General features: G+C 67.6%; 30 protein-coding genes. 9 read left to right on the forward strand and 21 right to left on the reverse strand.

Annotation, left to right across the window (positions count from 1 at the left end):
* Positions 1–79: 79 nt before the first annotated feature.
* From ACAG24_RS10490 to ACAG24_RS10505, 4 genes are read left to right on the forward strand one after another with little or no spacing between them, the layout of a single operon-like run.
* Positions 80–529 (forward strand): RrF2 family transcriptional regulator, encoded by a 450-nt coding sequence (locus ACAG24_RS10490; RefSeq protein WP_370471897.1) that lies wholly within the window; start codon positions 80–82, stop codon positions 527–529.
* Entirely contained in the window at positions 526–1716 is a 1191-nt protein-coding gene (locus ACAG24_RS10495; protein WP_370471896.1) for a globin domain-containing protein, read from the forward strand. Before ACAG24_RS10490 ends, ACAG24_RS10495 begins: the two co-directional genes overlap by 4 nt.
* Before the next feature lie 18 nt (positions 1717–1734).
* Entirely contained in the window at positions 1735–2550 is an 816-nt protein-coding gene (locus ACAG24_RS10500) for a carbon-nitrogen hydrolase family protein (protein WP_370471895.1), read from the forward strand.
* The gene (locus tag ACAG24_RS10505) at positions 2547–3401 is read left to right on the forward strand and encodes an LmeA family phospholipid-binding protein (protein WP_370471894.1); all 855 of its coding nucleotides are present in this window, start codon (positions 2547–2549) and stop codon (positions 3399–3401) included. The genes ACAG24_RS10500 and ACAG24_RS10505 overlap by 4 nt, the downstream gene beginning before the upstream one ends.
* Here the strand turns inward: ACAG24_RS10505 and deoC are convergent.
* From deoC to ACAG24_RS10535, 6 genes are all read right to left on the reverse strand, one after another.
* Positions 3398–4078 carry a deoxyribose-phosphate aldolase gene (deoC, locus tag ACAG24_RS10510; protein ID WP_370471893.1) on the reverse strand — a complete coding sequence of 227 codons (681 nt, stop codon included), beginning with the start codon at positions 4076–4078 and terminating at the stop codon, positions 3398–3400. The genes ACAG24_RS10505 and deoC overlap by 4 nt on opposite strands.
* Positions 4078–4479: a DUF2599 domain-containing protein gene (locus ACAG24_RS10515; protein WP_370471892.1), complete on the reverse strand. Its 402-nt coding sequence runs from the start codon at positions 4477–4479 to the stop codon at positions 4078–4080. Before ACAG24_RS10515 ends, deoC begins: the two co-directional genes overlap by 1 nt.
* Positions 4479–4760, reverse strand: coding sequence for a DUF2516 family protein (locus ACAG24_RS10520; RefSeq protein WP_370471891.1), 282 nt, complete (start codon positions 4758–4760; stop codon positions 4479–4481). The genes ACAG24_RS10515 and ACAG24_RS10520 overlap by 1 nt, the downstream gene beginning before the upstream one ends.
* Before the next feature lie 56 nt (positions 4761–4816).
* Positions 4817–5497: a heparin-binding hemagglutinin gene (locus ACAG24_RS10525; protein WP_370471890.1), complete on the reverse strand. Its 681-nt coding sequence runs from the start codon at positions 5495–5497 to the stop codon at positions 4817–4819.
* Positions 5490–5981, reverse strand: a complete 492-nt coding sequence (locus tag ACAG24_RS10530; protein ID WP_370471889.1) for a helix-turn-helix domain-containing protein — start codon at positions 5979–5981, stop codon at positions 5490–5492. Before ACAG24_RS10530 ends, ACAG24_RS10525 begins: the two co-directional genes overlap by 8 nt.
* Positions 5982–6075: 94 nt before the next feature.
* Entirely contained in the window at positions 6076–7416 is a 1341-nt protein-coding gene (locus tag ACAG24_RS10535; RefSeq protein WP_370471888.1) for a DUF445 domain-containing protein, read from the reverse strand.
* A gap of 124 nt (positions 7417–7540) precedes the next feature.
* Between ACAG24_RS10535 and ACAG24_RS10540 the strand changes: the two genes are divergently transcribed.
* Positions 7541–8245, forward strand: a complete 705-nt coding sequence (locus tag ACAG24_RS10540; RefSeq protein WP_370471887.1) for a TetR/AcrR family transcriptional regulator — start codon at positions 7541–7543, stop codon at positions 8243–8245.
* Positions 8246–8249: 4 nt separating this feature from the next.
* Positions 8250–9116 carry a polyphosphate kinase 2 family protein gene (locus tag ACAG24_RS10545; protein WP_370471886.1) on the forward strand — a complete coding sequence of 289 codons (867 nt, stop codon included), beginning with the start codon at positions 8250–8252 and terminating at the stop codon, positions 9114–9116.
* Between the two features lie 106 nt (positions 9117–9222).
* Here ACAG24_RS10545 and ACAG24_RS10550 read toward each other — a convergent pair whose 3' ends face one another.
* The 3 genes from ACAG24_RS10550 to ACAG24_RS10560 all read right to left on the reverse strand — a co-directional run bounded on the left by ACAG24_RS10550 (position 9223) and on the right by ACAG24_RS10560 (position 12539).
* Positions 9223–10077, reverse strand: coding sequence for a 3-hydroxybutyryl-CoA dehydrogenase (locus tag ACAG24_RS10550; RefSeq protein ID WP_370471885.1), 855 nt, complete (start codon positions 10075–10077; stop codon positions 9223–9225).
* A gap of 110 nt (positions 10078–10187) precedes the next feature.
* Positions 10188–11480 (reverse strand): isocitrate lyase, encoded by a 1293-nt coding sequence (gene aceA, locus ACAG24_RS10555; RefSeq protein WP_370471884.1) that lies wholly within the window; start codon positions 11478–11480, stop codon positions 10188–10190.
* A gap of 282 nt (positions 11481–11762) precedes the next feature.
* A complete protein-coding gene (locus ACAG24_RS10560) occupies positions 11763–12539 on the reverse strand; it encodes an acyl-ACP thioesterase domain-containing protein (RefSeq protein ID WP_370472614.1) in 777 nt (258 codons plus the stop codon).
* A 140-nt stretch (positions 12540–12679) separates the two neighbouring features.
* On the opposite strand from ACAG24_RS10560, the gene ramB reads away from it, so the two are divergent.
* From ramB to ACAG24_RS10575, 3 genes are read left to right on the forward strand one after another with little or no spacing between them, the layout of a single operon-like run.
* Positions 12680–14113 (forward strand): acetate metabolism transcriptional regulator RamB, encoded by a 1434-nt coding sequence (gene ramB, locus ACAG24_RS10565; protein WP_370471883.1) that lies wholly within the window; start codon positions 12680–12682, stop codon positions 14111–14113.
* Complete coding sequence (locus ACAG24_RS10570) at positions 14110–14652, forward strand: carboxymuconolactone decarboxylase family protein (protein WP_370471882.1); 543 nt, start codon at positions 14110–14112, stop codon at positions 14650–14652. Before ramB ends, ACAG24_RS10570 begins: the two co-directional genes overlap by 4 nt.
* A gap of 54 nt (positions 14653–14706) precedes the next feature.
* Positions 14707–15669 carry an alpha/beta fold hydrolase gene (locus tag ACAG24_RS10575; protein WP_370471881.1) on the forward strand — a complete coding sequence of 321 codons (963 nt, stop codon included), beginning with the start codon at positions 14707–14709 and terminating at the stop codon, positions 15667–15669.
* 9 nt (positions 15670–15678) lie between these two features.
* Here ACAG24_RS10575 and ACAG24_RS10580 read toward each other — a convergent pair whose 3' ends face one another.
* The 12 genes from ACAG24_RS10580 to ACAG24_RS10635 all read right to left on the reverse strand — a co-directional run bounded on the left by ACAG24_RS10580 (position 15679) and on the right by ACAG24_RS10635 (position 25968).
* Positions 15679–16764: a GGDEF domain-containing protein gene (locus tag ACAG24_RS10580; RefSeq protein WP_370471880.1), complete on the reverse strand. Its 1086-nt coding sequence runs from the start codon at positions 16762–16764 to the stop codon at positions 15679–15681.
* Between the two features lie 14 nt (positions 16765–16778).
* Positions 16779–17057 (reverse strand): hypothetical protein, encoded by a 279-nt coding sequence (locus ACAG24_RS10585; RefSeq protein WP_370471879.1) that lies wholly within the window; start codon positions 17055–17057, stop codon positions 16779–16781.
* Positions 17058–18452, reverse strand: a complete 1395-nt coding sequence (lpdA, locus tag ACAG24_RS10590) for a dihydrolipoyl dehydrogenase (protein WP_370471878.1) — start codon at positions 18450–18452, stop codon at positions 17058–17060.
* Between the two features lie 6 nt (positions 18453–18458).
* The gene (locus ACAG24_RS10595; protein ID WP_370471877.1) at positions 18459–19076 is read right to left on the reverse strand and encodes an ABC transporter ATP-binding protein; all 618 of its coding nucleotides are present in this window, start codon (positions 19074–19076) and stop codon (positions 18459–18461) included.
* A complete protein-coding gene (locus ACAG24_RS10600) occupies positions 19073–19846 on the reverse strand; it encodes an ATP-binding cassette domain-containing protein (RefSeq protein ID WP_370471876.1) in 774 nt (257 codons plus the stop codon). Before ACAG24_RS10600 ends, ACAG24_RS10595 begins: the two co-directional genes overlap by 4 nt.
* On the reverse strand, positions 19840–20640 hold the full coding sequence (locus tag ACAG24_RS10605; protein ID WP_370471875.1) for an ABC transporter permease: 801 nt from the start codon (positions 20638–20640) through the stop codon (positions 19840–19842). The genes ACAG24_RS10600 and ACAG24_RS10605 overlap by 7 nt, the downstream gene beginning before the upstream one ends.
* Positions 20637–21680: an ABC transporter permease gene (locus ACAG24_RS10610; protein ID WP_370471874.1), complete on the reverse strand. Its 1044-nt coding sequence runs from the start codon at positions 21678–21680 to the stop codon at positions 20637–20639. The genes ACAG24_RS10605 and ACAG24_RS10610 overlap by 4 nt, the downstream gene beginning before the upstream one ends.
* The gene (locus tag ACAG24_RS10615) at positions 21668–23245 is read right to left on the reverse strand and encodes an ABC transporter substrate-binding protein (RefSeq protein ID WP_370471873.1); all 1578 of its coding nucleotides are present in this window, start codon (positions 23243–23245) and stop codon (positions 21668–21670) included. The genes ACAG24_RS10610 and ACAG24_RS10615 overlap by 13 nt, the downstream gene beginning before the upstream one ends.
* A gap of 58 nt (positions 23246–23303) precedes the next feature.
* Positions 23304–23738, reverse strand: coding sequence for a hypothetical protein (locus ACAG24_RS10620; protein WP_370471872.1), 435 nt, complete (start codon positions 23736–23738; stop codon positions 23304–23306).
* The gene (locus ACAG24_RS10625; RefSeq protein ID WP_370471871.1) at positions 23731–24009 is read right to left on the reverse strand and encodes a putative holin; all 279 of its coding nucleotides are present in this window, start codon (positions 24007–24009) and stop codon (positions 23731–23733) included. Before ACAG24_RS10625 ends, ACAG24_RS10620 begins: the two co-directional genes overlap by 8 nt.
* 191 nt (positions 24010–24200) lie before the next feature.
* A complete protein-coding gene (locus ACAG24_RS10630; RefSeq protein WP_370471870.1) occupies positions 24201–24677 on the reverse strand; it encodes a DUF779 domain-containing protein in 477 nt (158 codons plus the stop codon).
* 1 nt (position 24678) lies between these two features.
* Positions 24679–25968 carry a GAF domain-containing protein gene (locus ACAG24_RS10635; RefSeq protein ID WP_370471869.1) on the reverse strand — a complete coding sequence of 430 codons (1290 nt, stop codon included), beginning with the start codon at positions 25966–25968 and terminating at the stop codon, positions 24679–24681.
* Between the last annotated feature and the right edge of the window lie 23 nt (positions 25969–25991).

Genomic DNA, 25991 nt, shown 5'->3' on the forward strand with positions numbered 1-25991 from the left:
AAAAACCGCACGTCGCGGCGTGTTTGACGGCACACCCCGAAAAGTCGCATCTGGGATGCGCAATTAGTAGCTTCAAGTCATGCAGCTCACCCGATTCACCGATCTGGGACTGCGGGCGATGATGTTGCTGGCCGCAGGCGAGAACGACGAACAGCGGGTCACCACCCGCCAGATCGCCGCCGGCGCAGGCGCTTCCGAGCACCACATCGCCAAGGCGGTGTCCCGGCTCGTCGACCTCGGACTGGTCCACGCCCGCCGCGGACGCGTCGGTGGGCTCGCGCTGACCGATGCCGGCCGCACAGCGTCCATCGGTTGGCTGGTGCGCGAACTCGAGGGCGACCGCGAGGTCATCGACTGTCAGGGGCAGGGCACGTGCCCGCTGATTGCCGGCTGCCGGCTGCGCCGCGCGCTGGCCGAGGCCAAAGAGGCGTTCTACGCCGAACTCGATCGCCACACCATCGCAGATTTGGTGCGCAGCTCTGCGCTTCCACTCCTTCAGATATCACCACCAGAAAGGATCAGTCGATGAACGCCATCACCACCCGCGAGGGCCTGACACAGGATCAGGCCGAGATCATCTCGGCGACACTGCCGTTGGTGGGTGCGCACATCGACGAGATCACCACCGAGTTCTACCGCCGGATGTTCGAGGCTCACCCCGAGCTGTTGCGCAACCTGTTCAATCGCGGCAACCAGGCCCAGGGCGCACAGCAGCGGGCGCTGGCCGCGGCCGTCGCCACCTTTGCGACCCACCTGGTCGATCCGGACCTGCCGCACCCCGCCGATCTGCTGTCGCGGATCGGGCACAAACACGCGTCGCTGGGAGTCACCGCCGACCAGTACCCGATCGTCCACGAGCACCTGTTCGCCGCGATCGTCGAAATCCTGGGCGCCGATACCGTCACCGAGGACGTCGCCACCGCGTGGGACAGGGTGTACTGGATCATGGCGGACACGCTGATCGCGCTCGAACGCGACCTCTACGCCGACGCCGGGACCGCCGACGGTGACGTCTACCGGCGCCTGCGCGTCTCCCGTCGGGTCGACGACCCCTCGGGTGCGGTGCTGGTGACAGTGGCAGGCGCCGCTGATCCGAAAGGCACCCCCGGACAATATGTTTCGGTGGGTGTGACCCTGCCGGACGGAGCCCGTCAGCTACGGCAGTACAGCTTGGTGAACGCGCCCGGGGCGGACCTGACCTTCGCGGTGAAGCCGGCAGGAGAGGTGTCGGAGTGGATCCGCACGAACCTGCGCGTCGGCGATCTGCTCGACGTCACCGTCCCGTTCGGCGACCTGCCCACACCGGGTCCGCAGGTGCCGGTGGTGCTGGTGTCCGCCGGCATCGGCATCACCCCGATGATCAGCTTCCTGGAGTATCTGGCTGCGACAGCGCCCGAGACGCCGGTGCTGGCACTGCACGCCGACCGGTCCGACACCGCCCACCCGCTGCGGGAGCGCCAGCGTGAACTCGTCGACACGCTGCCCAACGCGTCGCTGACCATCTGGTACGAGGACGGACTCACCGCCGGTGATCCCCGGGTGCACGCCGGCCGCATGTGCCTCGACGGTCTCGACATCCCGCAGGACGCGCACGTCTACGTCTGTGGCGCGGACGGCTTCGTGCAGGCGGTGCGTCCGCAACTGATCGGACGGGGGCTCCCCGCCGACCGTGTGCACTGCGAGCTGTTCTCGCCCAACGACTGGCTCCTCGGATAGCGATCTAGGCTGGCAGCCATGCGTATCGCGCTGGCTCAGATCCGCAGCAGTACCGATCCGACGGTGAACCTCGGTCTGGTCGAGGACTACACCAGGCAGGCCGCCGAAGCGGGTGCGTCGCTCGTACTCTTCCCGGAGGCGACGATGGTCCGCTTCGGCGTTCCGCTCGGCGGTGTCGCCGAACCGTTCGACGGCCCCTGGGCGACGGCGGTGCGCGACATCGCGGCGCGAGCGGGCATCGTGGTGGTCGCGGGCATGTTCGTCCCCTCGGACGACGGGCGCGCCTTCAACACGCTGATCGCCACGGGCCCCGGGGTGGAGGCCCGCTACGACAAGATCCACCTCTACGACGCCTTCGGGTTCACCGAGTCCAAGACGGTGGCCGCAGGCCAGGAACCCGTGGTCATCACCGTCGATGGTGTGAAGGTCGGGCTGACGCTCTGCTATGACATCCGTTTTCCGGAGCTGTACGTCGAGCTGGCCGAGCAGGGTGCCGAGTTGATCACCGCGCACGCCTCCTGGGGGACGGGCCCCGGCAAGCTCGACCAGTGGACGCTGCTGGCCAGGGCGCGCGCGATCGACACCAACAGCGTCGTCGCCGCCGTCGGCCAGGCCTATCCCGGCGATGAGGTCGCTGCGCTCGGCCCCACCGGCGTGGGCGGTAGCGTCGTCGCGTCTGCCCTCGGTGAAGTCCTGGTCGCCGCCGGTGAGGATCCCGAACTTCTGGTGTGCGATGTCGACCTGGATGCGGCGCGCAAGGCTCGCAAGACCGTTGCGGTGATGCAGAACCGCTCAGGAGCAGCTCAACCCCGTAGGGCACAATCGCTGGGGTGAGTGATCCCTGGGCCCCTCCGCCGCAACCGCCCGGCCCTGCGCCGGGGCAGTTCCCGCAGGACCCCGGCTACCGGCCGGCCCCCGCCGAGGAAGACGCGTCAGCCGGAGCGAAGCTGAAGCGGATCTTCAGCGACCCGATCTCGATCGTGCTCGTCGTGGTCATCGTGCTGGCGCTGGTGTTCGCCGGCCTGCTGGGCGGCGAACTCTACGCGCGCAACCGCGCCGACACCGTTGTCGCCGGCACCGTGGAGTGCGTGGTCCAGGACGACGCGACGGCCTCCTTCGGGGTGATGCCGCCGTTCCTCCTTCAGCACATGTCGGGTCACTACACGAACATCCGGATCGAGACGGCGGGCAATCAGATCCGCGACGCCAAGGGCATGAAGGTCGACCTCGAGATCGACGACGTCCGCATCGAGGACACCGCGACGTCCAGTGGCTCCATCGGCTCGCTGGTCGCCAACATCAGCTGGAGTGCCGAAGGCATCAAAGAGACGATTCAGGGTGCCATTCCGCTGGTGGGCAGTTTCGTCAACGGCGTCACCACCAATGCCGACGACGGCACCATCGAACTCGAAGGTGCGCTCGGCAGCATCACCGCGAAGCCCGAGGTCGTCAACGGCGGTCTCTCGCTGCAGGTGCAGCAGGTCACCGGGCTCGGCTTCACCCTGCCGCGGGAAGCGGTGCAGCCTGCGCTGGACGCATTCACCGCAGAGCTGACCCAGGACTACCCGATGGACATCAAGGCGGATTCGGTCGAGGTCACCGACAGCGGTGTGGTGAGCCGGTTCTCGACACAGAACGCGACGATCCCGAAGGGCGAGCAGGACCCCTGCTTCGCGACTCTCTAGGCGCCGAGACCGTCGAGCACCGCGCGCGTGCCGGACAGTCCCAGCCGCGTGGCGCCGGCGTCGAGCATTGCGACTGCGTCTGCGGCGGAACGGATTCCGCCGCTGGCCTTGACGCCGAGGCGGCCGTCAACGGTGCCTGCCATCAAATCGACCGCGTGGGGTGACGCACCGCCGCTGGGGTGAAAACCCGTGGAGGTCTTGACGAAGTCCGCGCCCGCAGCCTCGGCGACCCGGCAGACATCGACAAGAATCGGCGGGCCACTGAACTGCAGCAGCGCCGCTGATTCCACGATCACCTTGAGCACCGTCTGCGGGGCGGCCTGCCGCACGGCGGCGATGTCGGCACCCACAGCGTCGAGTTCGCCGGCGAGTGCGGCACCGACGTCGATGACCATGTCGATCTCGGTGGCGCCCCGCTGCGCGGCAAGCCTGGCCTCCTCGGCCTTCACCGCCGAAAAATGTTTACCCGACGGGAATCCGACGACGGACGCGATGACGAGCCTGTTCTCGCTGAGCGCGGCGGCAGCCGCGACCATCGTCGGGGACACGCACACCGCGTACACGTCGAGTTCGATCGCATCCTTGAGCAACAGAGCGATATCGGCCTCGGTCGCCTCGGGTTTGAGCAGCGTGTGGTCGACCAGCGCGGCCACCTGGGCGCGCGTGTAGGAGCCCATCAGAAGGGCTCTTCGGTGCCGCCCGGATTGCAGCGGGTGGCGATCATCTCGTTGTAGTCGACCTCGGGACGCCACGGCTCCAGGTTCCAGCTCACCTTGCCTGGCTCCACGAACTCCGCGAAGTTCCAGTGGCACATAAACTGTTCTTCCATGCCCGGGATCGCGGCGTCCGGCGACAGCGCGAGCACCTCTTGCCATGCCAGCGCCGCCATCGGTTCCGTGCCTGCGTGTCCCGCGGAGGCGCGCGCCGACGGGGTCGGATACACGCGCAGGCTCGAAAGATCGCCCCACTTCGACCATTCGACGTGGTCGACGTAGGGCGGGCCGGTCGGGCTCGCCGATGCCGCGGGCGCCAACGCGAGGGCGCTCGCCACAGCAGCCAGGATCAGGGTGACGCGCACTAGCGCGACTTCCCTTGGATCTCCAGGATCTTGGGCCGGACGTCGACGAGGTAGACACCTGCCGCGACGGCGGCGATCGCGACGCCGGTGATGCCGAGCACGAGGGCCAGCAGCGTGCCGACGCCCAGGATCACCAGCCAGACCGGCTTGGTCAGCTTCTCAGCCGCGGTGTAGGCGTCGGGTCGCTGCATCGCGGCGTGCACGAACGCATAGACCGACGCGACCAGCACGGCAACCTGCAACGCAAAGAGGACGTAACTCACAAGACCTTGGAGCTCCACGCTCACAGCCTAGGCGGGTTACGTCCCCTTTTCGACTCGCTCGGCGCGAGGCGGGATTACTTCTGGGTGACCTTCTTGGCGGGCGCCTTCTTGGCGGGTGCCTTCTTGGCCGGGGTGGACGCGGTGGTCTTCGCAGCCGCAGTCGGGGTGGCCTTGGCCGGGGCAGCCTTCTTGGCCGGCGCCTTCTTGGCCGGAGCCTTCTCGGCGGCCTTCTTGACCGGAGCGGCGGCCGACTCGGTCTTCTTGGGCAGCTCGACGCCGACCAGCTTGGCGGCGCGCTCGCCGACCGCGCGGGTCTGCGATGCAACGTTGCCCAAGGCTTCCTGGGTCAGCTCGACGGCCTGGTCGGTGTACTCCTCGACACGGCTGGCAGCCTCTTCCAGGGCGGGCTGGCTGCGCAGACGCTCGAGGGCGGCCTCGCCGCGCTCGATCAGCTTCGTGTAGGCGGTCTGCGCCGACTCGGCGTAGCCCTCGGCGAACTTGCGCAGCTCATCGGAGGTCAGCTTGCCGCGGATGTCGTCGAACTGGGCAGGCAGATCTTCCTGCAGCTTGGCGACCCGGGCACGGCTCTCCTCGACGCGGCTCTCGGCGTCGGTACGGGCCTCACCGGCACGCTCGCGGAGGGTGGCGACGATTTCGTTGACGCGCTCGAGCGCCAGGTCGGCAGCACCCACAGCCGCGAGCAGCGGGGCCTTCAGGTCGTCGATGTCGAGCTGGTTGTTCTTGGTCTCAGCCATGGCGGCTTCCTTCCTTCTCAGGATTGAGTTCTGTGATTGATTGCGGGGTCTGTGAGATCTCTAGCGGGATCTTGGCTTCGTCAGGTGTGGGCTCCTCATCTGCAGCTTCGGCCAGGGCGGCCTCGTTCTGCTGACAGAACGATGTGTAGATGTCGAGCAGCACCTGCTTCTGCCGCTCGTTGATCGCCACGTCGGTGACAATGGCGTCGCGGACCTCGTTGGTCTCGCTCGGCTCGAGGATTCCCGCCCTGATGTAGAGCACTTCGGCGGACACCCTGAGTGCCTTGGCGATCTGGTTGAGCACATCCGCGGATGGCTTCCGCAGACCCCGCTCGATCTGGCTGAGATACGGGTTGGACACGCCCGCCTTCTCGGCCAACTGCCTCACCGATACCTGCGCGGCTTCGCGCTGGGACCGGATGAACGAGCCGATGTCCTGTGCAGCACTGGACACGACAGCGGCAAGATTTTCATCCTGCGGCATGGGTTGCCCCTTCGTTCGGTGGTTATCCGTGTGGGTACCGACAAATCCACCGTACGACGGGGTGCTAACTTTTGCAAGCACTCGTTAGCGCAGGTCAGAAGAGTAGCTGAGCTATCGAATAGATGACCAGGCCGGCAAGCGAACCGACAACGGTGCCGTTGATGCGTATGAACTGCAGGTCACGGCCCACATGGAGTTCGATGCGACGGCTGGCCTCGTCGGCGTCCCAACGCTCGATGGTGTCGGTGATGATCGTTGTGATCTCCGCCCCATATTCGCCGACGAGATGGTTCGCGCCGCGGATGATCCAGTTGTCGACCTTGTCCCGCAGGTCGGGGTCGTCGCGCAGCGACTCCCCGATACGGATGACGGTGTCGGCGATGCGGGCCCGCAGCGTCGACGACGGATCGTCGACCGACTCCAGGATGATGCGCTTGGCCGCGGTCCACGCAGTCTCGGCGGCCTTCGTGACCTCGTCGCGAGCCATGATCTGCTCTTTGACGTTCTCGGCCTTCTGGATCGTCGCGTCGTCGTTCTGCAGGTCGTCGGCGAACTCGAACAGGAACTTCGTCGCCGAACGGCGCAGCTCGTGGTCGGGATTGCGGCGCACCTTGTCGGTGAAGTCCATCAACTCCCGGTGGATGCGGTCACCGACCAGGTGGTCCACCCAGCGCGGTGACCACTGCGGCGAGTCCCGCTCGATGACACGTTCGATGATCTCGTCGGCGTCGAGCGACCACTGGAACGCGCGGTCGGCGAGCAGTTGCAGCAACGCCTCCTGACGCCCCTCGGCGAGCAGCGAGGTCAGCACCCGGCCGATCGGCGGGCCCCACTGCGGCTCGGCGATGCGCTTGACGATCATGCGGTCAAGGACCTGCTGGACGTCTTCGTCACGCAGCATCTCGACGAGCACCCGCAGCACCGTGGCGGCCTCGGCGGCCACCCGTTCGGCGTTGACCGGCTCCGCCAGCCACTTGCCTGTCCGGCTCGCGACGTCCGCGTCCCGCAGCTTCGTCTCGACGTTCTCCGGCGACAGGAAGTTCTCCCGGACGAACGACCCCAGACCCTCGCCGAGCTGGTCCTTCTTGCGTTTGATGATCGCGGTGTGCGGGATCGGGATGCCGAGCGGGTGCTTGAACAGCGCGGTGACGGCGAACCAGTCCGCCAGCGCACCGACCATGCCGGCTTCCGCCGCGGCACGGACGTAGCCCACCCATGGCGGAGCGCCGTGGGACTGCCACCAGGTGCAGAAAAGGAAGATGACGGTGGCGCCGAGCAGGAAGCTCAGCGCCACGACCTTCATCCTTCGCAGTCCGCGCCGCCGTTCGGCGTCCGCGGCGGAGTCGGCCCCGGCGAGCGCCTCGGCGAAGCTCCGGCGTTCGCGGGTCTCCCGGACCACTGGCGGGGGGCCGGCGACATCAGATCGGTGTGCCACGCGTCCATCATCCGCTACGCGGGCATGTGGGTGCCGGTGCGCCTCACCTGACGCCGTCCGAACCGCCCGCCAGCGCTGGCCACCGTATTATCAAGACGGACTTAGGGAACGGATCTGCGCGATAGTGGCACAACAATCCCCGCCCGTGGCGGTCAAGACCGATGGACGCAAACGGCGCTGGCACCAGCACAAGGTCGAGCGCCGCAATGAACTGGTGGACGGCACGCTGGACGCCATCCGCCGGCTCGGCAGCAACGTCAGCATGGACGAGATCGCTGCCGAGATCGGTGTTTCCAAGACCGTCCTGTACCGCTACTTCGTCGACAAGAACGACCTCACGACCGCGGTGATGATGCGCTTCGCCCAGACCACACTCATTCCGAACATGGCAGCGGCGCTGTCGTCGAACCTCGACGGATACGACCTCACCCGCGAGGTCATCCGTGTGTACGTGGAGACCGTCGCCGCCGAACCCGAGCCGTACCGGTTCGTGATGGCGAACAACTCGGCGAGCAAGAGCAAGGCCGTCGCCGATTCGGAGGCGATCATCGCGCGCATGCTCGCGGTGATGCTGCGGCGGCGGATGCTGTCGGTCGGGATGGATGGCGGCGGCGCGGAGCCCTGGGCGTTCCACACCGTGGGCGGGGTTCAGTTGGCCACCCACTCGTGGATGTCGAATCCGCGGATGACGGCCGACGAGCTCATCGACTACCTGACGATGCTGTCGTGGAGCGCGCTGTGCGGCATCGTCGAGGTGAACGGGTCGCTGGAGACATTCCGGCAGAGCCCGCATCCTTCCCCGACGCTGCCGCCGAAACTGCTTGACTAGGGGCATGACCGAACCTGACGACTTGCCGTCGCTGTGGACACATCAGCCCCATGTCCAGCTGATGTTCCGGCCCGGTGACAAGGTCGCCGACATCGATGCCGAAGCCACGCCCGGTTTCCGCGGCACGAAGTCCGACGCGCCCACCCTGCAGGCCGAACGCAACGTGCGCTTCGCCGAGCTGCAGGAGATGCTCTACGCCAACAGCCGCGCCGGCGACACCCGATCGGTTCTGTTGGTGCTGCAGGGCATGGACACCGCGGGCAAGGGTGGAATCGTCAAACACGTTGCGGGAGCGGCCAATCCGCAAGGCATCGAGTACCAGAGCTTCGGCAAGCCGACGGCCGAGGAGCTGTCGCACCACTATCTGTGGCGGATCCGCAAGGCACTGCCGCAGGCCGGCCACATCGGGGTGTTCGACCGTTCCCACTACGAGGACGTCCTGATCGTGCGCGTGCACAATCTCGTCCCGCCCGAGGTCTGGGAGCCCCGCTACGACGAGATCAACGCCTTCGAGCGTGAACTCGTCGACAGCGGAACAACGTTGGTGAAGGTCGCGATGTTCGTCTCCCTCGACGAGCAGAAGAAGCGGCTCGCCGAGCGGCTCGAGCGGCCCGACAAATACTGGAAGTACAACCCCGCCGACATCGACGAGCGCATGAAGTGGCCGCTCTACCAGGAGGCGTACCAGGCCATGCTGGATCGCACGTCGACCGACTACGCGCCGTGGCACATCGTGCCGTGCAACCGGAAGTGGTACAGCCGCCTGGCCATCCTGGAGCTGCTCATCGAGGCGCTCAAGGGGCTCAACATGTCGTGGCCGCCGGCGGATTTCGACGTCGAGGCCGAGAAGAAGCGCCTGGCCGCGGTTTGAGGCTTGGCGCCTGGCGCGGTGTCGTCGTCGGCGCGCCTAGTGTGCGTCCAGGGCGAATCTTCGTCCGGATTTCCGCCCCGAGCGCACACTCGACGCCGCGAGTGGGTCAGTAGCTGTAGAAGCCCTTGCCCGACTTCTTGCCCAGCTGGCCCGCTTCCACCATGCGCTGCAATAACGGCGGCGGCGCGAAATTCGGGTCCTTGTACTCGTCGTACATCGAGTCGGCGATCAGCTTCATGGTGTCCAGCCCGATGAGGTCGGACAGCCGCAGCGGACCCATCGGATGCGAGAGACCGGCGACGACGGCGGTGTCGATGTCCTCGACGGTGGCCACCCCCGCCTCGGCCATCCGGATCGCCGACAGCAGGTAGGGCACCAGCAGTGCGTTGACGATGAAGCCCGAGCGGTCGCCACACCGCACGACCTTCTTACCGAGCACCTCCCCCGCGAACTGCTCGACGCGCGCAAGGGCGTCGTCGGAGGTGACGAGGGTGTTGATCAGTTCCACCAGGGGCAGCACCGGCACCGGGTTGAAGAAGTGCAGACCGAGCACCCTGCTCGGATTCTTCGTCGCCGCAGCAATTTTCATGATCGGGATGCTCGACGTGTTCGACGCGAGGACGGCCTCGGGGTCGGTGACGATCTCGTCGAGCTGAGCGAAGACCTTGGCCTTGACGGCCTCGTCCTCGACGATCGCCTCGATCACGAGCTGCCGGTCGGCGAGGTCGGCCATGTTCGTGGTGAACCTCAGCCGCGCGACCGTCACCTCGAAGTCGTCGGCGGAGAGCTTGCCCTTCGACTTGGCCCGCTCCAGCGACGCGGTGACGCGCTTCTCGCTCGCGCCGGCCAGCTCGTCGGTCGGCTCGAACACCAGGACATCGGCCCCGGCTTTCGCGCACACCTCCGCGATTCCGCCACCCATCTGGCCGCCACCGACAACGCCGACTCGTTCAATGCTCACGACATATCTCCTCTTACATGCGTCAGACCCCGCCCAAGATTTGTGGGCGGGGTCTGCGCTGTCAAGCCAGGAACATGCTCCTCGCGCACGCGCTCGCGGTGCACTGGCTCCTAGTGGAACTGACCCTCTTCGGTCGAGCCCGCGAGCGCGGTGGTCGACGAGGTGGGATCCACGGTGGTGGCGATCCGGTCGAAGTAGCCGGCGCCGACCTCGCGCTGGTGCTTGGTGGCGGTGTAGCCACGCTCCTCGGCGGCGAACTCGCGCTCCTGCAGCTCGACGTACGCGCTCATCTGGTTGCGGGCGTAGCCGTGGGCCAGGTCGAACATCGAGTAGTTGAGGGCGTGGAAGCCGGCGAGGGTGATGAACTGGAACTTGAAACCCATCGCACCGAGCTCCTTCTGGAACTTCGCGATCGTCTCGTCGTCGAGGTGCTTCTTCCAGTTGAACGACGGCGAGCAGTTGTAGGCCAGCATCTGGTCCGGGAACTCGCTCTTGACGCCCTCGGCGAACTTCTTGGCCAGCTCCAGATCCGGGGTGCCGGTCTCCATCCAGATCAGGTCCGAGTACGGGGCGTAGGCGCGGGCACGGGCGATGCAGGGCTCGAGACCGTTCTTGACGCGGTAGAAGCCCTCGGCGGTGCGGTCACCGGTGATGAACGGCTGGTCACGCTCGTCCACGTCGGAGGTGATCAGCGTGGCTGCTTCGGCATCGGTGCGGGCGATGACGACCGTGGGCACGCCGGCGACGTCGGCGGCGAGACGGGCCGAGGTCAGGGTCCGGATGTGCTGCTGGGTCGGGATGAGCACCTTGCCACCGAGGTGGCCGCACTTCTTCTCCGACGCGAGCTGGTCTTCCCAATGCGAGCCGGCGACGCCGGCGGCGATCATCGCCTTCTGCAGTTCGTAGACGTTCAGCGCGCCACCGAAGCCGGCTTCACCGTCGGCGACGATCGGGGCGAGCCAGTTCTCGACCGAGGTGTCGCCCTCGACCTTGGCGATCTCGTCGGCGCGCAGCAGCGCGTTGTTGATCCGTCGGATCACCTGCGGGACCGAGTTGGCCGGGTACAGGCTCTGATCGGGGTAGGTGTGGCCGGACAGGTTCGCGTCACCGGCGACCTGCCAACCCGACAGGTAGATGGCCTTCAGCCCGGCGCGCACCTGCTGGACGGCCATGTTGCCGGTGAGGGCACCGAGCGAGTTGACGAAGTCCATGTCGTGGAGCTGCTCCCACAGCACCTCGGCGCCGCGGCGAGCCAGGGTGTGCTCCTCGACGACGTGGCCTTGCAGCTTGACGACGTCCTCGGGCGTGTAGGTGCGGGTGACGTTCTTCCAACGGGGATTGTTGTCCCAGTCGTGCTGGATCTGCTCGGGGGACTTCGGCGTGCCAACGGTCGACGTGGTCATGACGGCCTGCTCCTTCGTTCTGTGCAAAGCGGTGACGGCCCCACTTCTCGAACTGCCGCCACACTGTGTTGTTAACGCGCCAGCTGGTTCGCTGGCTTGCTAATTCGAGGATGCATCACGCCATATCCGCAGGTCCACCTGTTTCGCGTGCCAATTTTCGCCAAGGAACCGAGCGGATTTGCAAATGTTGCGAAGATGGCGGGCTGCTGAAACGGTTCAGAAGCTACTGCCGAGTAGCGAATCTTCGCAGGTCAGTACGCCCGTACTGTGAGAAGTCGCGCTTCAGAGCGCGAAGAGGGAAGCGACGGCTTTGACGTCCTCGCCGACCACATATGTGAGCGTTGTAACAGACCGGTCGCTGAGTTCTTCGCCGAACTTGTCGGTGGACCCGGCCGGGTAGACGTGCCGGATGATCTCCAGCTTGTCCCCGAGCGCCACCGGCAGATCGTGCTCGATCGTCACGCGCAGCGGTGCCCGCATCAGCTCGGGCTTCGAGAAGAGGTAGTCCTCCACCACACTCCAGTACACGGAGTTGTTCATGTGGTCGAAGATGTCGATGTCGCTGACACGCACCGGGTACTGCCGGATGTCCTCAGCATCTTCACGTGGACCGGCCTTCAGGTACGCCTTCCACCGCAGCCGGCTCTCACTGGTGGTGCGCCGCAGACCTTCGATGAAGTCGTCGGAGATCCGCGCGGGCCCCTGCGTCTCCCTGTTGATGTTGATCCAGAACGCCTCGGATTCGACCAAGCCGCCTTTACGACCGTCGATGCGCACCCGCATCTCGCACCACCGGTTCGAGGTGCCCGAGCACCAGCGGCGCAGCCGCAGAATGTCCTTGAACACGATGGGCTCGATCATGTCGATCATGGTGCGCCGCACGATCCACAGCGGATGCGTCTCTTCGTAGCCCATCTCCCGCAGCTGATCGGTGCCGATGTCCTGGATGTGCCGGGTGGCGGCGTCGAACTTGAGCCTGCCCTCGCGGTCGACGTCCGCGACGCGCAGCGGCCACTGGATGTCGAAGACATCCGGATGCCCTTCCGGCACGGGCATCATGGTCTTCGACAGTCCGGTGCCAGACTCTCCGGACACGTCCCTGGTGCTCACGGACTCCGATCCTGCCACAGCGCCACCCCTGCCAATCCTGCTAATCGCGCGCTTCGCAACACTTCACAAGACTGTCTAGGCTGGTGCCCGTGGCCAAGACCTTCGTCGGAGCACGGGTGCGTCAGCTCCGCAACGAGCGCGGCTTCAGCCAGGCCGCGCTTGCGCAGGTGCTGGAGATCTCCCCCAGTTATCTGAACCAGATCGAGCACGACGTCAGACCCCTGACGGTGGCGGTTCTGCTGCGCATCACCGAAGTGTTCGGGGTGGATGCGACGTTCTTCGCTTCGCAGGACGACACGCGCCTGATCGCCGAGCTGCGCGAGGTCATCATGGACCGCGACGTCGACGTCGACGTCGATCCCGCGGAGGTCGCCGACATCGTCGGTACCCATCCCGCGCTGGCGCGCGCGATGGTCAACCTGCACCGCCGCTATCAGCTCACCACCACCCAACTCGCCGCCGCGACCGAAGACCGGTTCCACGTCGGCACTTCCGGCGGTAGCGGCTCAGGATCGATCTCGATGCCGCACGAGGAAGTTCGCGACTACTTCTATCAACGGCAGAACTATCTGCACGATCTCGACACCGCCGCCGAAGAACTCACCGCCGACATGCGGGTCCACCGCGGCGAACTCGCCGGCGACCTGACCGACCGGCTGCGATTCGTCCACGGCGTCACCGTCATTCGCCAGGCCGATCTCGGAGAGGGCGTGCTGCACCGCTACGACCCCGCGACGAAGCGCCTGGAGATCGGGGCGCACATGTCCTCGGGCCAGCGGGTGTTCCGGATGGCCTCCGAGCTGGCGTACCTGGAGTGCGGCGACCTCATCGACAAGCTGGTCGACGACGGGCATTTCACCAGCGACGAGTCCAAGAAACTGGCGCGGATGGGACTGGCCAACTACTTTGCGGCGGCGACGGTGCTGCCCTACGGGCAGTTCCACGCGGTGGCAGAGCAGTTCCGCTACGACATCGAGCGGCTGTCCGCGTACTACTCGGTCAGCTACGAGACCATCTGCCACCGGCTCTCCACGCTGCAGCGGCCGTCGATGCGCGGCGTCCCGTTCTCGTTCGTCCGGGTCGACCGGGCCGGGAACATGTCGAAACGCCAGTCCGCCACCGGTTTTCACTTCTCGTCCAGCGGCGGCACCTGCCCGCTGTGGAACGTCTACGAAACGTTCGCCAATCCCGGCAAGATCCTCGTGCAGATCGCCGAGATGCCCGACGGCCGTCATTACATGTGGGTGGCGCGGACCGTGGAACGACGTGCGGCGCGCTATGGTCAGCCCGGTAAGACGTTCGCGATCGGCCTCGGCTGCGAACTGCGACACGCGCAGCGGCTGGTCTATTCGGAAGGCCTGGTGACCGGTGACCCCAACGTGCCAGCGACGCCGATCGGCGCCGGCTGCCGGGTGTGCGAGCGGGACAACTGCCCGCAGCGCGCCTTCCCCGCGCTTGGCCGAGCACTCGACGTCGACGAGCACCGCTCAACCGTCTCGCCGTATCTCGTGAGGCAGCCATGACAACGCCGGCACGCATACCGCCGGGCGGCTTCAAGGACCTCGGCCCGCTCAACTGGGTGATCGCGAAGGTCGGCGCCAAGGGCATCCGCCGACCGCGCTTCAGCCTGATGAACGTGCTCGGCAGGCACAGGTCGCTGTTCCTGGTGTGGCTGCCGCTGTCGGCCTATCTGCTGTATGCGGGCAAGCTTTCCCGCCATGACGCCGAGGTGGTGATCCTGCGCGTCGGGCACCTGCGCGGATGCGAGTACGAATTACAGCAGCATCGCAGGCTCGCGCGATCGCGGGGCCTGGACAAGGAGACCCAGGCCAGGATCTTCGCCGGCCCCGATGCCGAGGGGCTCACCGACCGGGAGCGCGTCCTGATCACCGCGACGGACGAGTTCGTCGTCACGCGCGGCGTCTCACCCGAGACGTGGCAGCAGCTCACCGGGCACTTCACCAAGCCGCAGTTGATCGAATTCTGTTTGCTTGCAGCGCAATACGATGGCCTCGCAGCCACGATATCGACGTTGCAGGTACCGCTCGACTTTCCCGACTGACACCGGCGTGACACAGGCGGCCGCAGGTGTAAACCCGGCCGCTACCATTCGTCCATGTTTTCCAACCCATGGCGCCACCCGCCGGGCGTCCCCCGCTGCGAGCCGCCGCGCGCCGAGGGCACGTTCTTCCTGCCTGACGGCCGCCGGCTGGGTTACGCCGAGTTCGGGGATCCGACGGGTCCTGTCGTGCTCTGGTTCCACGGCACCCCGGGCGGTCGCAGGCAGCTCCCGATCGTGGGGCGGCGCGCGGCTGAGACGCTGGGCCTACGGGTGGTTCTCGTCGAGCGCGCCGGCGCGGGCCTCAGCGATGCGCACCGCTACGAGCAGATCGGCGACTGGGCGACCGACATGGCGCACGTCGCGGACCTGCTCGGGGCCGACAAGATCGGCGTCGTCGGGCTGTCCGGCGGCGGGCCGTACGCGCTGGCGTGCGCCGGGATGCCCGCGCTCAAAGACCGGGTCGCCGCCGTTGCCGTGCTGGGGGGCGTCACCCCGTCGGTCGGCCCCGATGCGACGTGCAGCGGCGCGATCAAGTTGTCCCGCAGGCTGTCTGCGGTGACGTCGGCGCTGCGCCGGCCGTTCGCGGCTGTGACCGCGGGCTTGTTGACCCCGGTCATTCCGCTCGCCCACCTCGCGTACTCGGGTCTGGCGGCGGCGATGCCCGACGGCGACAAGCGCGTCTTCGCCAACCCGGAGATCGAGGCGATGTTCATCGACGACATCGTCCAGGTCGCCGACGGTCGCTTCCAAGCCCTGCTCGACGACGCCCGGCTGTTCGGCGTCGACTGGGGATTCCGCCTCGCCGACGTCAAGGTGCCGGTGCGGTGGTGGCACGGCGACGCCGACTCGATCATCGGACTGGCCGACGCGCAGGCGGCCGCCGAGCACCTGCCCGACGTCGATCTCCTGCTGATGCCCGACGAGAGCCATCTCGGCGGCTTCGCCAAAGCCGACGACGTGCTCGCGTTCCTGGCGCCCTATCTGCGCGACGACGCGAAAGACCGAGCGCAGCAATAAATCTGACGCTTACGCCGCAGCTCGGATAGCGACGACACGGTTGCCGCCGGACGCCTTGGCCTCGTACATCGCCGTGTCGGCCGCGCCGATCACGTCGATGAGATCGGCGTCGGGACGGGCGCAGGTCGCCACGCCGATGCTCACCGCGATCGGCGGCTGGGCCGGGGCCGCGACGGCGGCGCGAATCTTCTCGGCGACAGCCTCGGCGTGCCCGTCGCGAACGCGATCCACCACCAGGAACTCGTCGCCGCCCCACCGCACGACCACGGCATCGCGCGGCACGCTGTCCTTGATCCGCTGCGCCGTGCGGATCAACACGTCGTCGCCGACCGCGTGCCCGAGTGTGTCGTTGACCTTTTTGAAGCCGTCCACGTCGATCAGCAACGCGCACAGTTTCGCGTCCTCGGGCGCGGTGTGAGCCAGGCGTTTCACCGAGACGGCGAGGCCGCGCCTGTTCGTCAGTTCGGTCAGCGGGTCGGTCAGGGCCTGTTGCGAACTGCCCTGCAGGAGCCAGAATCCGAACTGCAGTGCCGGCAGGATGCACACCGTCACCAGCAACGCGATCACGGTGCGCGACACCGCCACCTGCAGCCCGTGCTCCGGCATCGAGGAGGCCAGCCACACCGCGATGCAGACCACCGAGACGACACACCAGGCGATGTGGACGACGTGCAGGCGCGGTCCGTGGAAGAACACCACATAACCGCCCGCACACAGCAGGATGGAGATCCCTGACATCGCCAGATTGGGGTCGCCGAACATCAGCGCCGACAGGGTCATCAGGATGTCGACGTAGATGACCATGACTGCCGAGGCCCGAGCCGACGGCCAGGGCAGCAACGCCCATCGAGCTGCCCAGGCCAGGGAGCCGATGCCGACCACCGCCCACCCGATGCGGTTGATGGTGTCGCTGACGCCCGGGGTCAGGAACACGTTGAGCACGGCCAGCACGCCCATCGTCGCGCCGATGCCCGCGATCAACCAGCGCAGGATTCCGAGAAGTCCGCGGGTGCGTAGGAAGTCGATCCGCCACTGGTAGTCGTCACGCTGATTCCACCACTGCGTTAGCAAAGTCCTGACGGCGCGATCCCCCACCTGGCCATTCTGTCCTACAGGTAGGTCACCCCGAGCACGATCACCGACAACAGCACCGGGGTGATCGGCAACCCCCACAGGAATGCGGCCCAGGTCTCCGATTCCGGTGTCTTCTGCCGCCACTTGTGCCGGCCCGCCAGCGCGGCGGCCGCCCCGACGGCGAAGGACACCCCGGCCACCACAAGGACCCAGGTGGACACGCTCGTCGACGCGATGGCAAACGAGATCGCGGCCAGCCACAGGATGTGGCCGACCACCAACCCGCCGACGCCGGCGACCCAGATCGATCTCAACTAGAAATTGATCATGTGGCCGACCAGGCCGTGGAAGCACTCCTGCATGGCCTCCGACAGGGTCGGGTGGGTGTGGACGTTGCGCGCGAGTTCGTTGGCGGTCAGGTCCCACTTCTGCGCCAGGGTCAACTCGGGCAGCAGTTCGGCGACGTCGGGCCCGATGAGATGTCCGCCGAGGAGCTCGAGGTGCTTCTTGTCGGCGATCAGCTTCACGAAGCCGGTGGGGTCACCGAGGCCGTGGGCCTTGCCGTTCGCGGTGAACGGGAACTTGGAGACGACCACGTCGTAGCCCTCGTCCTTGGCCTGCTGTTCGGTGAGCCCGAAGCTCGCGACCTGCGGCTGACAGAACGTGGCGCGCGGCATCATCCGGTAGTCGCCGAGCGCCAGCGTGTCGGCACCCGCGATGGTCTCGGCGGCGACGACACCCATCGCCTCGGCGACGTGGGCGAGCTGCAGCTTGCCGGTGACGTCGCCGATCGCGTAGATGCCTTTGACGTTGGTGCGCATGTAGTCGTCGATGGCGATGCCGCCGCGGTCGGTCAGCTCGACGCCGGTCTTCTTGAGGTCGTAGCCGTCGACGTTGGGCACGAATCCGATGGCCTGCATGACCCGGTCGGCCTTGAGCTCTTCGGTCTTGTCGTTCTTGGTCACCGTGACGGTGACCGTCGATCCGTCGTCTTCGATCTTCTCGACCTTGGTGCCCGTCATGATCTTGACGCCGAGCTTCTTGTACTGCTTCTCGATCTCCTTGGAGACGTCGGCGTCCTCGTTGGGCAGTGCGCGCGGCAGGAACTCGACGATCGTCACGTCGACGCCGTAGTTCTTCAGCACGTAGGCGAACTCCATGCCGATGGCGCCGGCTCCGGCGATGATGATCGAGGAGGGCAGATCGCGGTCCATGATCTGCTCTTCGTAGGTGATGACGTTCTTGCTCAACTTCGTGCCGGGCACCAGCTTGGTGTGCGCGCCGGTGGCGATGATGACGTTGTCGAATTCGACCTTCTCGGTGCCGCCGTCGTTGAGATCGACCTCGAGGCTGTTGGCGCCCGTGAACTTGCCGTAGCCCTGGATCTCGGTGATCTTGTTCTTCTTCATCAGGAAGTGCACACCGGCCACGCGACCGTCGGCGACCTTGCGGCTGCGATCGAAGGCGGCGCCGTAGTCGAAGCTCGCCTCCCCGCTGATGCCGAACGTCTTCGCCTCTTTGGTGAACACGTGGGCGAGTTCGGCGTTGCGCAGCAATGCTTTCGACGGGATGCACCCGACGTTGAGGCAGACGCCGCCCCAGTACTTGGGTTCAACGATGGCGGTGCTCAGCCCGAGCTGGGCGGCGCGAATGGCCGCGACGTATCCGCCGGGGCCGGCTCCGAGAACGACGACGTCATAGTGGGTCACGCCTACCTACCCTAGTGGGCGCGGCAAGGCGAGCGCTTCTGCGGTCAGAGCCTCGATCAGGGTAGGGTCGTGGCTGACGAGCACGACTGCGGCACCGTCGGCTGCGATCCCCCGCAGCATCGTCGTCACGGCCTCCGTCGCGATCGGATCGAGCATGGCGGTCGGCTCGTCGCAGAGCAGCACCTCGGCCCGCTGGGTCAGGACCCGGCCCAGGCAGGCCCGCTGCAACTGGCCGTCGCTGACCTGTCCCGGGTAGCGGTCCAGCAACTCGGGCTCCAGCCCGACCCGCACCGCGATGTCGTCGACGTCGACCCGTTCGCGGCGGATCGCCGCGGGTTCGGCGATGATCCGGCCCAGCGTCCAGCGCGGGTTGCAGACCAGCCGCGGATGCTGCGCCAACAACGCGATCGAACCCGTCGGCGCGACCGGCCGGCCGCTGTAGGTGACCTGACCGGCGTCCGGGATCTGCAGCCCGGCCAGGACGCGCAGCAGCGTGGTCTTGCCGCTGCCCGATGCGCCGGTCACGCCGGTGACGACCCCGGCAGGGGCGGCGAGGTGGACACCGTCGAGCACGGCTCGGCCGCCGAAGGTGACGGTGATGCCGGTGGCCTGCAGGCCTGTCATGCCGGCACCGTCCCGAGCAGCGCCCGCAGATAGGGGTCGCGATCCGCACGGGCCCTTTCGATCGCGTCGGCGAGCGGCACCTGCGTCGTGACGGTTCCGCGCGCCATGACCGCGACGTCGTCGCACACATCGGCACGCAGCAGCGACGGCATGTCGTGCGTGATCACCAGCACCGCCGCGCCGTCGGCGGCAGCATCTCCGAGCAGTCGCCAGATCAGCGAGGCGTTGTCCGGGTCCAGCGCCGAGGTCGGCTCGTCGGCGAGCAACAGTCCGGGCCGTCCTGCCAGCGCGGCGGCGATGGCGACGCGCTGCGCCATGCCGCCCGACAGTTCGTGCGGATAGCGCCGCGTCGCGTCCGCCGGCAGCGCGACGGCCGTCAACAACTGCTCCGGGGTTCGGTCGGCGCCCAGTCGGCGGCAGATCTCGCCGAGTTGAGAGCCGACGGTGCGCACGGGGGTGAACGACGTCGCCGCCGACTGCGGGACGACGCCGATGTGGCGGCCGCGCAGCCCGCGCCAGGCCCGCTCGTCGCCGGATCGCAGCTCGGTTCCGCCGACGAACACCCGGCCCCGGATGTGCGAACCGGGCGGCATGAGCCCGCTCAGAGCGGCCGCGACAAGGGACTTCCCACAACCCGATTCACCGATCAGCGCCGTGACCCGGCCCGCGGGCACGTCCAGGTTGACGTCGTCGAGGACTCGGACAGCGGTCGCGCGGCGGCCACGCCGCACGTCGATATCGACCGTGAACCCGGCCAGGCGGGTCACCACACGGTCCCCGCGGGGGCACGACGGCGGTCGCGGAGGGCGGCGCCTGCGGCGGCGAACGCGAGCGCGGTGGCGATGAGCGCAACGGCGGGTACGGCGAGGGTCCACCACGCGCCGGCCAGGATGTCGCCGCGGGCTTCGCTGAGCAACGTGCCCAGGCTGGCGCGGTCCGGGGAAAGGCCGACGCCCAGGAACGACAGCGTGGACTCGTGCCAGACCGCGTGCGGCAGCAGCACCACCATCGCGACCAGGGCCTGACCCGTCACGGCCGGCACCAGGTGGCTGCGGGCCACGAACCACCGCGAAGCGCCGGCCAGCCGTGCGGTCTCGACCCAGCCCGCGTCGGCGACCGCGAGAAGTTCGGCACGCACGACGCGCGCGACGGCAGGCCAGTGGGTCAATGCGATGGACGCGATGATCGCCAGCGGCGCACCGCGCCACATCGCGGCGATCACGATTCCCAGCACGAGGTGGGGCAGCGCGTTGAAGCCGTCGACGAGCCGCATCACCACCGCGTCGAGCCATCCACCGACCAGAGCCGCGGCCACCCCGATCGTGAGGCCGAGCACGGTCGCGACCAGCGCGCAGACGACGGCGATCAGCAGTGACACCCGCAGTCCCTCGGCGGTGCGCACCAGCAGGTCGTATCCCGAATGATCGGTCCCTGCGACATGTTCCATGCTCGGCGGACGCAGCGCAGCGGAGAAGTCGGCGATCTGTTCACCGGCGAGCAGCGGAATGGCCAGGGCGGCGAGAACGACGGTCGCGAGCACGATCCACGCAGCATCGCGTCTCATGCGGTGATCCTGATGCGCGGGTCGATGGCCACTGCCGCCGCATCCGAGAGTGCCGAACCGGCCAGCACCGCGGCCGCCGCGGCGACGGTCAGGGCGGCCAGCAACGGAAAGTCCAGTGCTGCAGCAGAATCGACCAGAACCGCCGCCATCCCGGGCCAGCCGAAGACCGTCTCGACGATCGCCGCCCCGGCAATCAACTCCGGAAGCCGGGTGCCCAGCAGCGCGAGGGTGGGCAACACCGACACGGGTGCGACGTGGCCGCGCAGCAGCGCCCACCCGTGGACGCCACGAGACCTGGCGCCGCGCACCGCGTCGGAGTCGATACCGGCCACGACCGCGGCGCGGGTGGTCAGCAGCAACCACGGCACCATCGAAACCGTCAGCGCGATCCACGGCAGAACACCATGTCGCAAAACGCCTTCCACGGTGTAGTCGGCGCCCGGCGCTGCAGCGCCCGACGCGGGCAGCCAACGCAGCCCGACCGCCACCACGACCACCAGTGCCAGTGACACGACGAACGGCGGGACCGCGGCGAACGTCACCGAGAAGCCGGTGCACACCCTGTCGAGCAGCCCGCCGCGGCGCATCCCTGCCAGGCACCCCAGTGCGATCGCCAGCACCGTGGCTGTCAGCAGTGCGGCGCCGGACAGCGCGAGGGTGAACGGAAGCCGTTCGGCCAGAACGGTGGTGACGGGTTGCGACTGAGTCGAGGACCACCCGAGATCACCACGAATGAGCCCGCCGGCCCACTCCCACCAGGCTCGGTACCAGGGCTGGTCGGTGTTGTAGGCCTCGCGCATCGCATCGCGCTGCGACTCGGTGGCGAACTGGTAGTTGCCGCCCAGGTAGGCGGCCAGCGGGTCGAACGGCGACAACGATGCAACGGCGAAGATGGCCGCCGAGATCGCCGCGGTCAGTGGGACGGCGACGGCCGCCCGGATGGCGAGCAGGCGGGTGGCGGCGCGCAGCGGACGCGCGGGCCGGGCTGCGGGAGCGTGGTCGACCACCGTCGCCGGGGTCAGCGTGCCTAGCGCTTCCATGCCTGCAGGTTCCACCACGGCCCCCACGAGACCCCGTGTGAATGGGGTTCCATGATCGGGGCGCTCTGCTGCCAACCGAGGTCGCGGTAGCCGTAGGTGTGGTCGAGGAACACCAGGAACACGTGCGACGGTTCGGCTGCATATGTGGACTGGATGGTGCGGTAGAGCTCGTCCTTCACCGGGCCGGACGCCGACCGGCTCGCCTGCTCCAGCATGTCGTCGAGTCCGGGTGCGGTGAAGTTACCGGGGTTGGAGTACGGCGACGAGTCCGGGACCCGGGTGTGCAGCGTGTCGTACACCTGCGAGTCGATGCTGTAGGGCGTGGACCCACCGCCGAGCACCACGGCGGAATCGCCGAAGCGGGCGTCGATCTCGTCCCAGCTGGTGCCCCGTGGGCGGACCTCGACACCGAGTGGCTTCATCGCCGCCGCGTAGGCAACGGCGAGGTCACGCCGCAGGGTGTCCTGCGCGTTGTACAGCAGCTCGAAAGAAGCTCGCACACCGTCTTTTTCACGAATCTTGTCGCCACCGGCGCGCCAGCCTGCCTCGTCGAGTAGCGACTGTGCCCGGTCGAGGTCGAACGTGTATTGGGCGTCGGCGTTGTAAGCGTCGCCGTAGGCCTGTGCCACCGGGGTGCTCGCGGGGCGCCCGTACCCGAGGAGGACGTCGCGCACCATCGCGTCGCGGTCGACGCCGACGTTCATCGCCAGCCGCGCCTCGACGTCGGCGGTGAACGGGTTCCCGGCGGGCAGCGCGATCCCGCGCCAGTCCGCGGATTCTGCTGCGACCGTGCGCACTTCGCCGCTGGTGATCGAATCCATCAGCCGCGGAGGAAGATTGGTGCCATCGGCCGAGCCCGCGACCATGCTCTGCGCTCTGGCGTTGTCATCGGGAGCGTAGGTGTAGACGAGGCGCTTGACCTGGGCCGGCGTGCCCCAGTAGTCGTCGCGGGCGACCAGGATGGCTTGATCCGGGCGCAGGCTGTCGAGTCGGTACGGACCCGTGCCGACGGGTGTGGTGTTCACCGCCCAGTCGGCCGCCGGTTTGGCCTCGATCTTCTCCGACGGCAGGATGCCAAGCAGCAGATAGGGTTTCGGGTCTGCGGCGGTGTTGAGCTCGACGGTGACGGCGTCGGGTCCGTCGGCGGCGAGCGTCAGGATCGGAGCCACCGACGTCGAGATCTCGGAGGCCACTTCGGGGTTGCGCACCGCGGCGTAGGTGGCGACGACGTCGGCGGAGTCGAATGTGCTGCCATCGGAGAACACGACGCCCGCGCGCAACGGTATGCGCCACCGATTGGGGCCGGCCGGTCGGGGTTCACCGTCCGCGAGGGCCGGTGCGAGCGCGGGGACCGCGGCGTCGTCCTCGGCGCTGGGCCGGTACAACCCGTCGTAGAACGGCGACACTCCCGTCTCGCTGTAGCCGTTGACCGGGTTGTAGCCGCCGAGTTCGTAACCCTCGGCCAGCACGATCGTGTCGGACGATTCACCGTTGCCGGGCCCTGAGGAACATCCCGCGAGCAGGGCGACCGTCAGCCCACACGCTGCACCGACTCGCCTTTTCATGTGTGTATATGAACACATGAATTGACGGGCGTCCAGTCACCTCACAGGGTGGATGCCGTCAGATGACGAGCCAACCGAACGCGACGCTCGCATACAGCGCGCCCGCTCCGATGGCCGCTGCAAGCGGCCCCGACATCAGCGCCAACGACATGGCTGCGATATTGGGCCGCTCCTGAACCATGGCGGTCAGCAAGCTGCCGACGATGCAGGCGACCACGAAAACCAGAACCGCGAAAACCGGCATCGCCTTGTCTGGGGACTGAAACCACCAGTAGTAGAAGCCTGCCCCTGCGGCGGCGCCCGCCAGCCACATGCCGACGACCACGAGCAGAAAGCGCCAGCGTCCCACGAACTGCGGGATGCCGGGGACGACGATCGGCTGCGCGGGCGGTTGCGGCGGCAACTGGCTGGCGTAGGCGGGGTCGTCGATCATGGTCTGCGCGGCGAAGCCACCGGTGAATTCCGGTGTGAACGACTGAGTTTGCTCAGACACCGGAGGCCACCTGGATCGCGGTGAGCGCACCGAACCAGCCCGGTCCGATGGCGAGGATCATGGCACCGACGGCGGTCACCCACCGCTTGCCGGAGAACAGGATCATCAGCATTCCGATCACACTGGGCACACCGATCACAACGCCGATCACGACGTCGGGTCGAATCGTCGCAGTGATTTCGACGGCGGCGATGAGCGCGGCCATCATGCCCAGAGCGACTCCGATGATCATCACTCCGGCGAGGACCGATGCTCGTGGCAACGGGATCACGACACTGACGATAACGCCGCCGGCGGCCGAATTTCGTACGGCTCGCCGCGTTTTCACGCATCCGACGTAACAGCTCGATCACGAGCCGCGCCCGCGGAATCGCCGAACAGCCGGTCAGCACGGCGTCTTCGCACGCGACCGACACCGTGATCGTGATCGTGTTGTGTCCCTCGGGTTCTTGGCGCGCGGATCTAGCGCTGAGGGATCGCGCAGGCGTCGACGGCGTCGGCGACGACGTGTGTGCCGTTCGCCGCGGGCCGTTCGCCGCGCTCGTACGCCGCGCCGGTCACCGGCGGCGCCGCGTCGAGCGCCACGTTCTCGTCATCGGTGAACGCCCGGCCGCGCGACAGGAATCGCTTGCCCTCCGGCGATTCCAGGCTGAAGCCGCCACCGCGGCCGGGCACCACATCGATCACCAACTGGGTGTGCTTCCACGTGTCGAACTGCGGACCGGAGATCCACACCGGCACGCCGTCGCCGACGTCGAGCACGGCGAGCAACACGTCGCGGTCGCCCACGATGAAATCGCCGTCCGGGTAACACATCGGGGACGACCCGTCGCAGCAGCCGCCGGACTGGTGGAACATCAGCGTGCCGTGCCGTTGCTGCAGTGTGCGCAACAGCTCGGCGGCGTCTTCGGTCACCAGTGCGCGGTTGGGTGCATCCATGTCAGCCATTCTCCCTTGCGGCGCGGATCGCGGGTGCTGTCGACGGCGGCAGCAGCAGTCGCCGGTCGGCCGGATAGCAGACAGACAGCTCGATGGCGCCGGCGAAGCGGTAGGGCTGCGCGGCGAGCAGTCCGGTGAACTGCTTGCGTAGCCGCGACATCTCCGCGCGCACCGTCACCACTCGTGAACGGTCGCCATAAAGGTCCTCGGCCAGCTGGGGCGCCGACCGTCCCTGCGGCGAAACAGCAAGGGCGCAGAGGATTTCCGCGTGCCGCAGCGATAGGTCGTGCCGCCAGCTGCCGAACTCCCCCGCCATCACCAGCGACGGCCGATCCGGGTCGCGAAGATCCAGCGTCACCTGTGAGGCCGCGCTCTGGCCGGCGTCGTCGTCCGGCGCGAGGCGCACCAGCCATCCTCCCGGCAATGGCTCGACAGCACACATGCCCAACGTCGTCAGCCATATCCGTCCCGGCCCCATCTGCTCGGGCAGCAGGATCCGGTTGTGCAGCGGCATTGCGTCGACGGCGGCCACCCAGCCCTCGGTGTCGACGGCCAGCGCCGGGCTGCCCATCCGTGCCAGGATCGGGGCTGCGAGGGCGCGCAGCCTGTTGAGCGTGCGGTCGTGTTCCTGGCGCAGGTGGGATTCGGCGAGGCGGGCGACGGCGTCGACGAGCGCGATGGTGGTCGGGTGCACGGTGGCCGCCGGACCCGACACATCGACGACACCGATGACCTGACCGGTGCGGGGGTCTCGGATCGGGGCACCTGCGCAGGTCCACGGGTGATGGCTGCGCAGGAAATGCTCCGCCGAGAACACCTGCACCGCCCGCTGGGACACCAACGCCGTGCCGATGGCGTTGGTCCCGACGGCCCCCTCACCCCAGTGGGCACCTTCGACGAAGCCGAGCCGATCGGCGTTGGTCAGCACCGCGGGTGAGCCGGAGCGCCACAGCACCCGGCCCGCCGCGTCGGCCACGACAAGGATGTTCTCGCCCTCGGCCACCAGCGATTCCAGGCCGTGCGAGATCTCGTCGAGCACGTCCAGAAGCCCCGAGGAGCGCCGCAGCATCTCCAGCGCACCCGCCTCCACGACGGGCGGGGCATCGGGGGCGCGGTCAACCATCCCGGTGGCCATCATCCGCCGCCAGGAGTCGCCGATGACCTCCCGCGGCCTGGCCGGCGCACGGTGGCCCGCCATCGTCGCGTCATAGACAGCCGACATCAGCCGCGCGTAGCTGCGCGGATCCTCCCCGACGGCGACGGCGGGTTCAGGCACCGGTGAGACCTGCATCACTGCCCATAGTGCTCCCTCTC

It is taken from the genome of Mycobacterium bulgaricum, from assembly GCF_041287165.2.
GTDB classification, from domain to species: Bacteria; Actinomycetota; Actinomycetes; order Mycobacteriales; family Mycobacteriaceae; genus Mycobacterium; species Mycobacterium bulgaricum.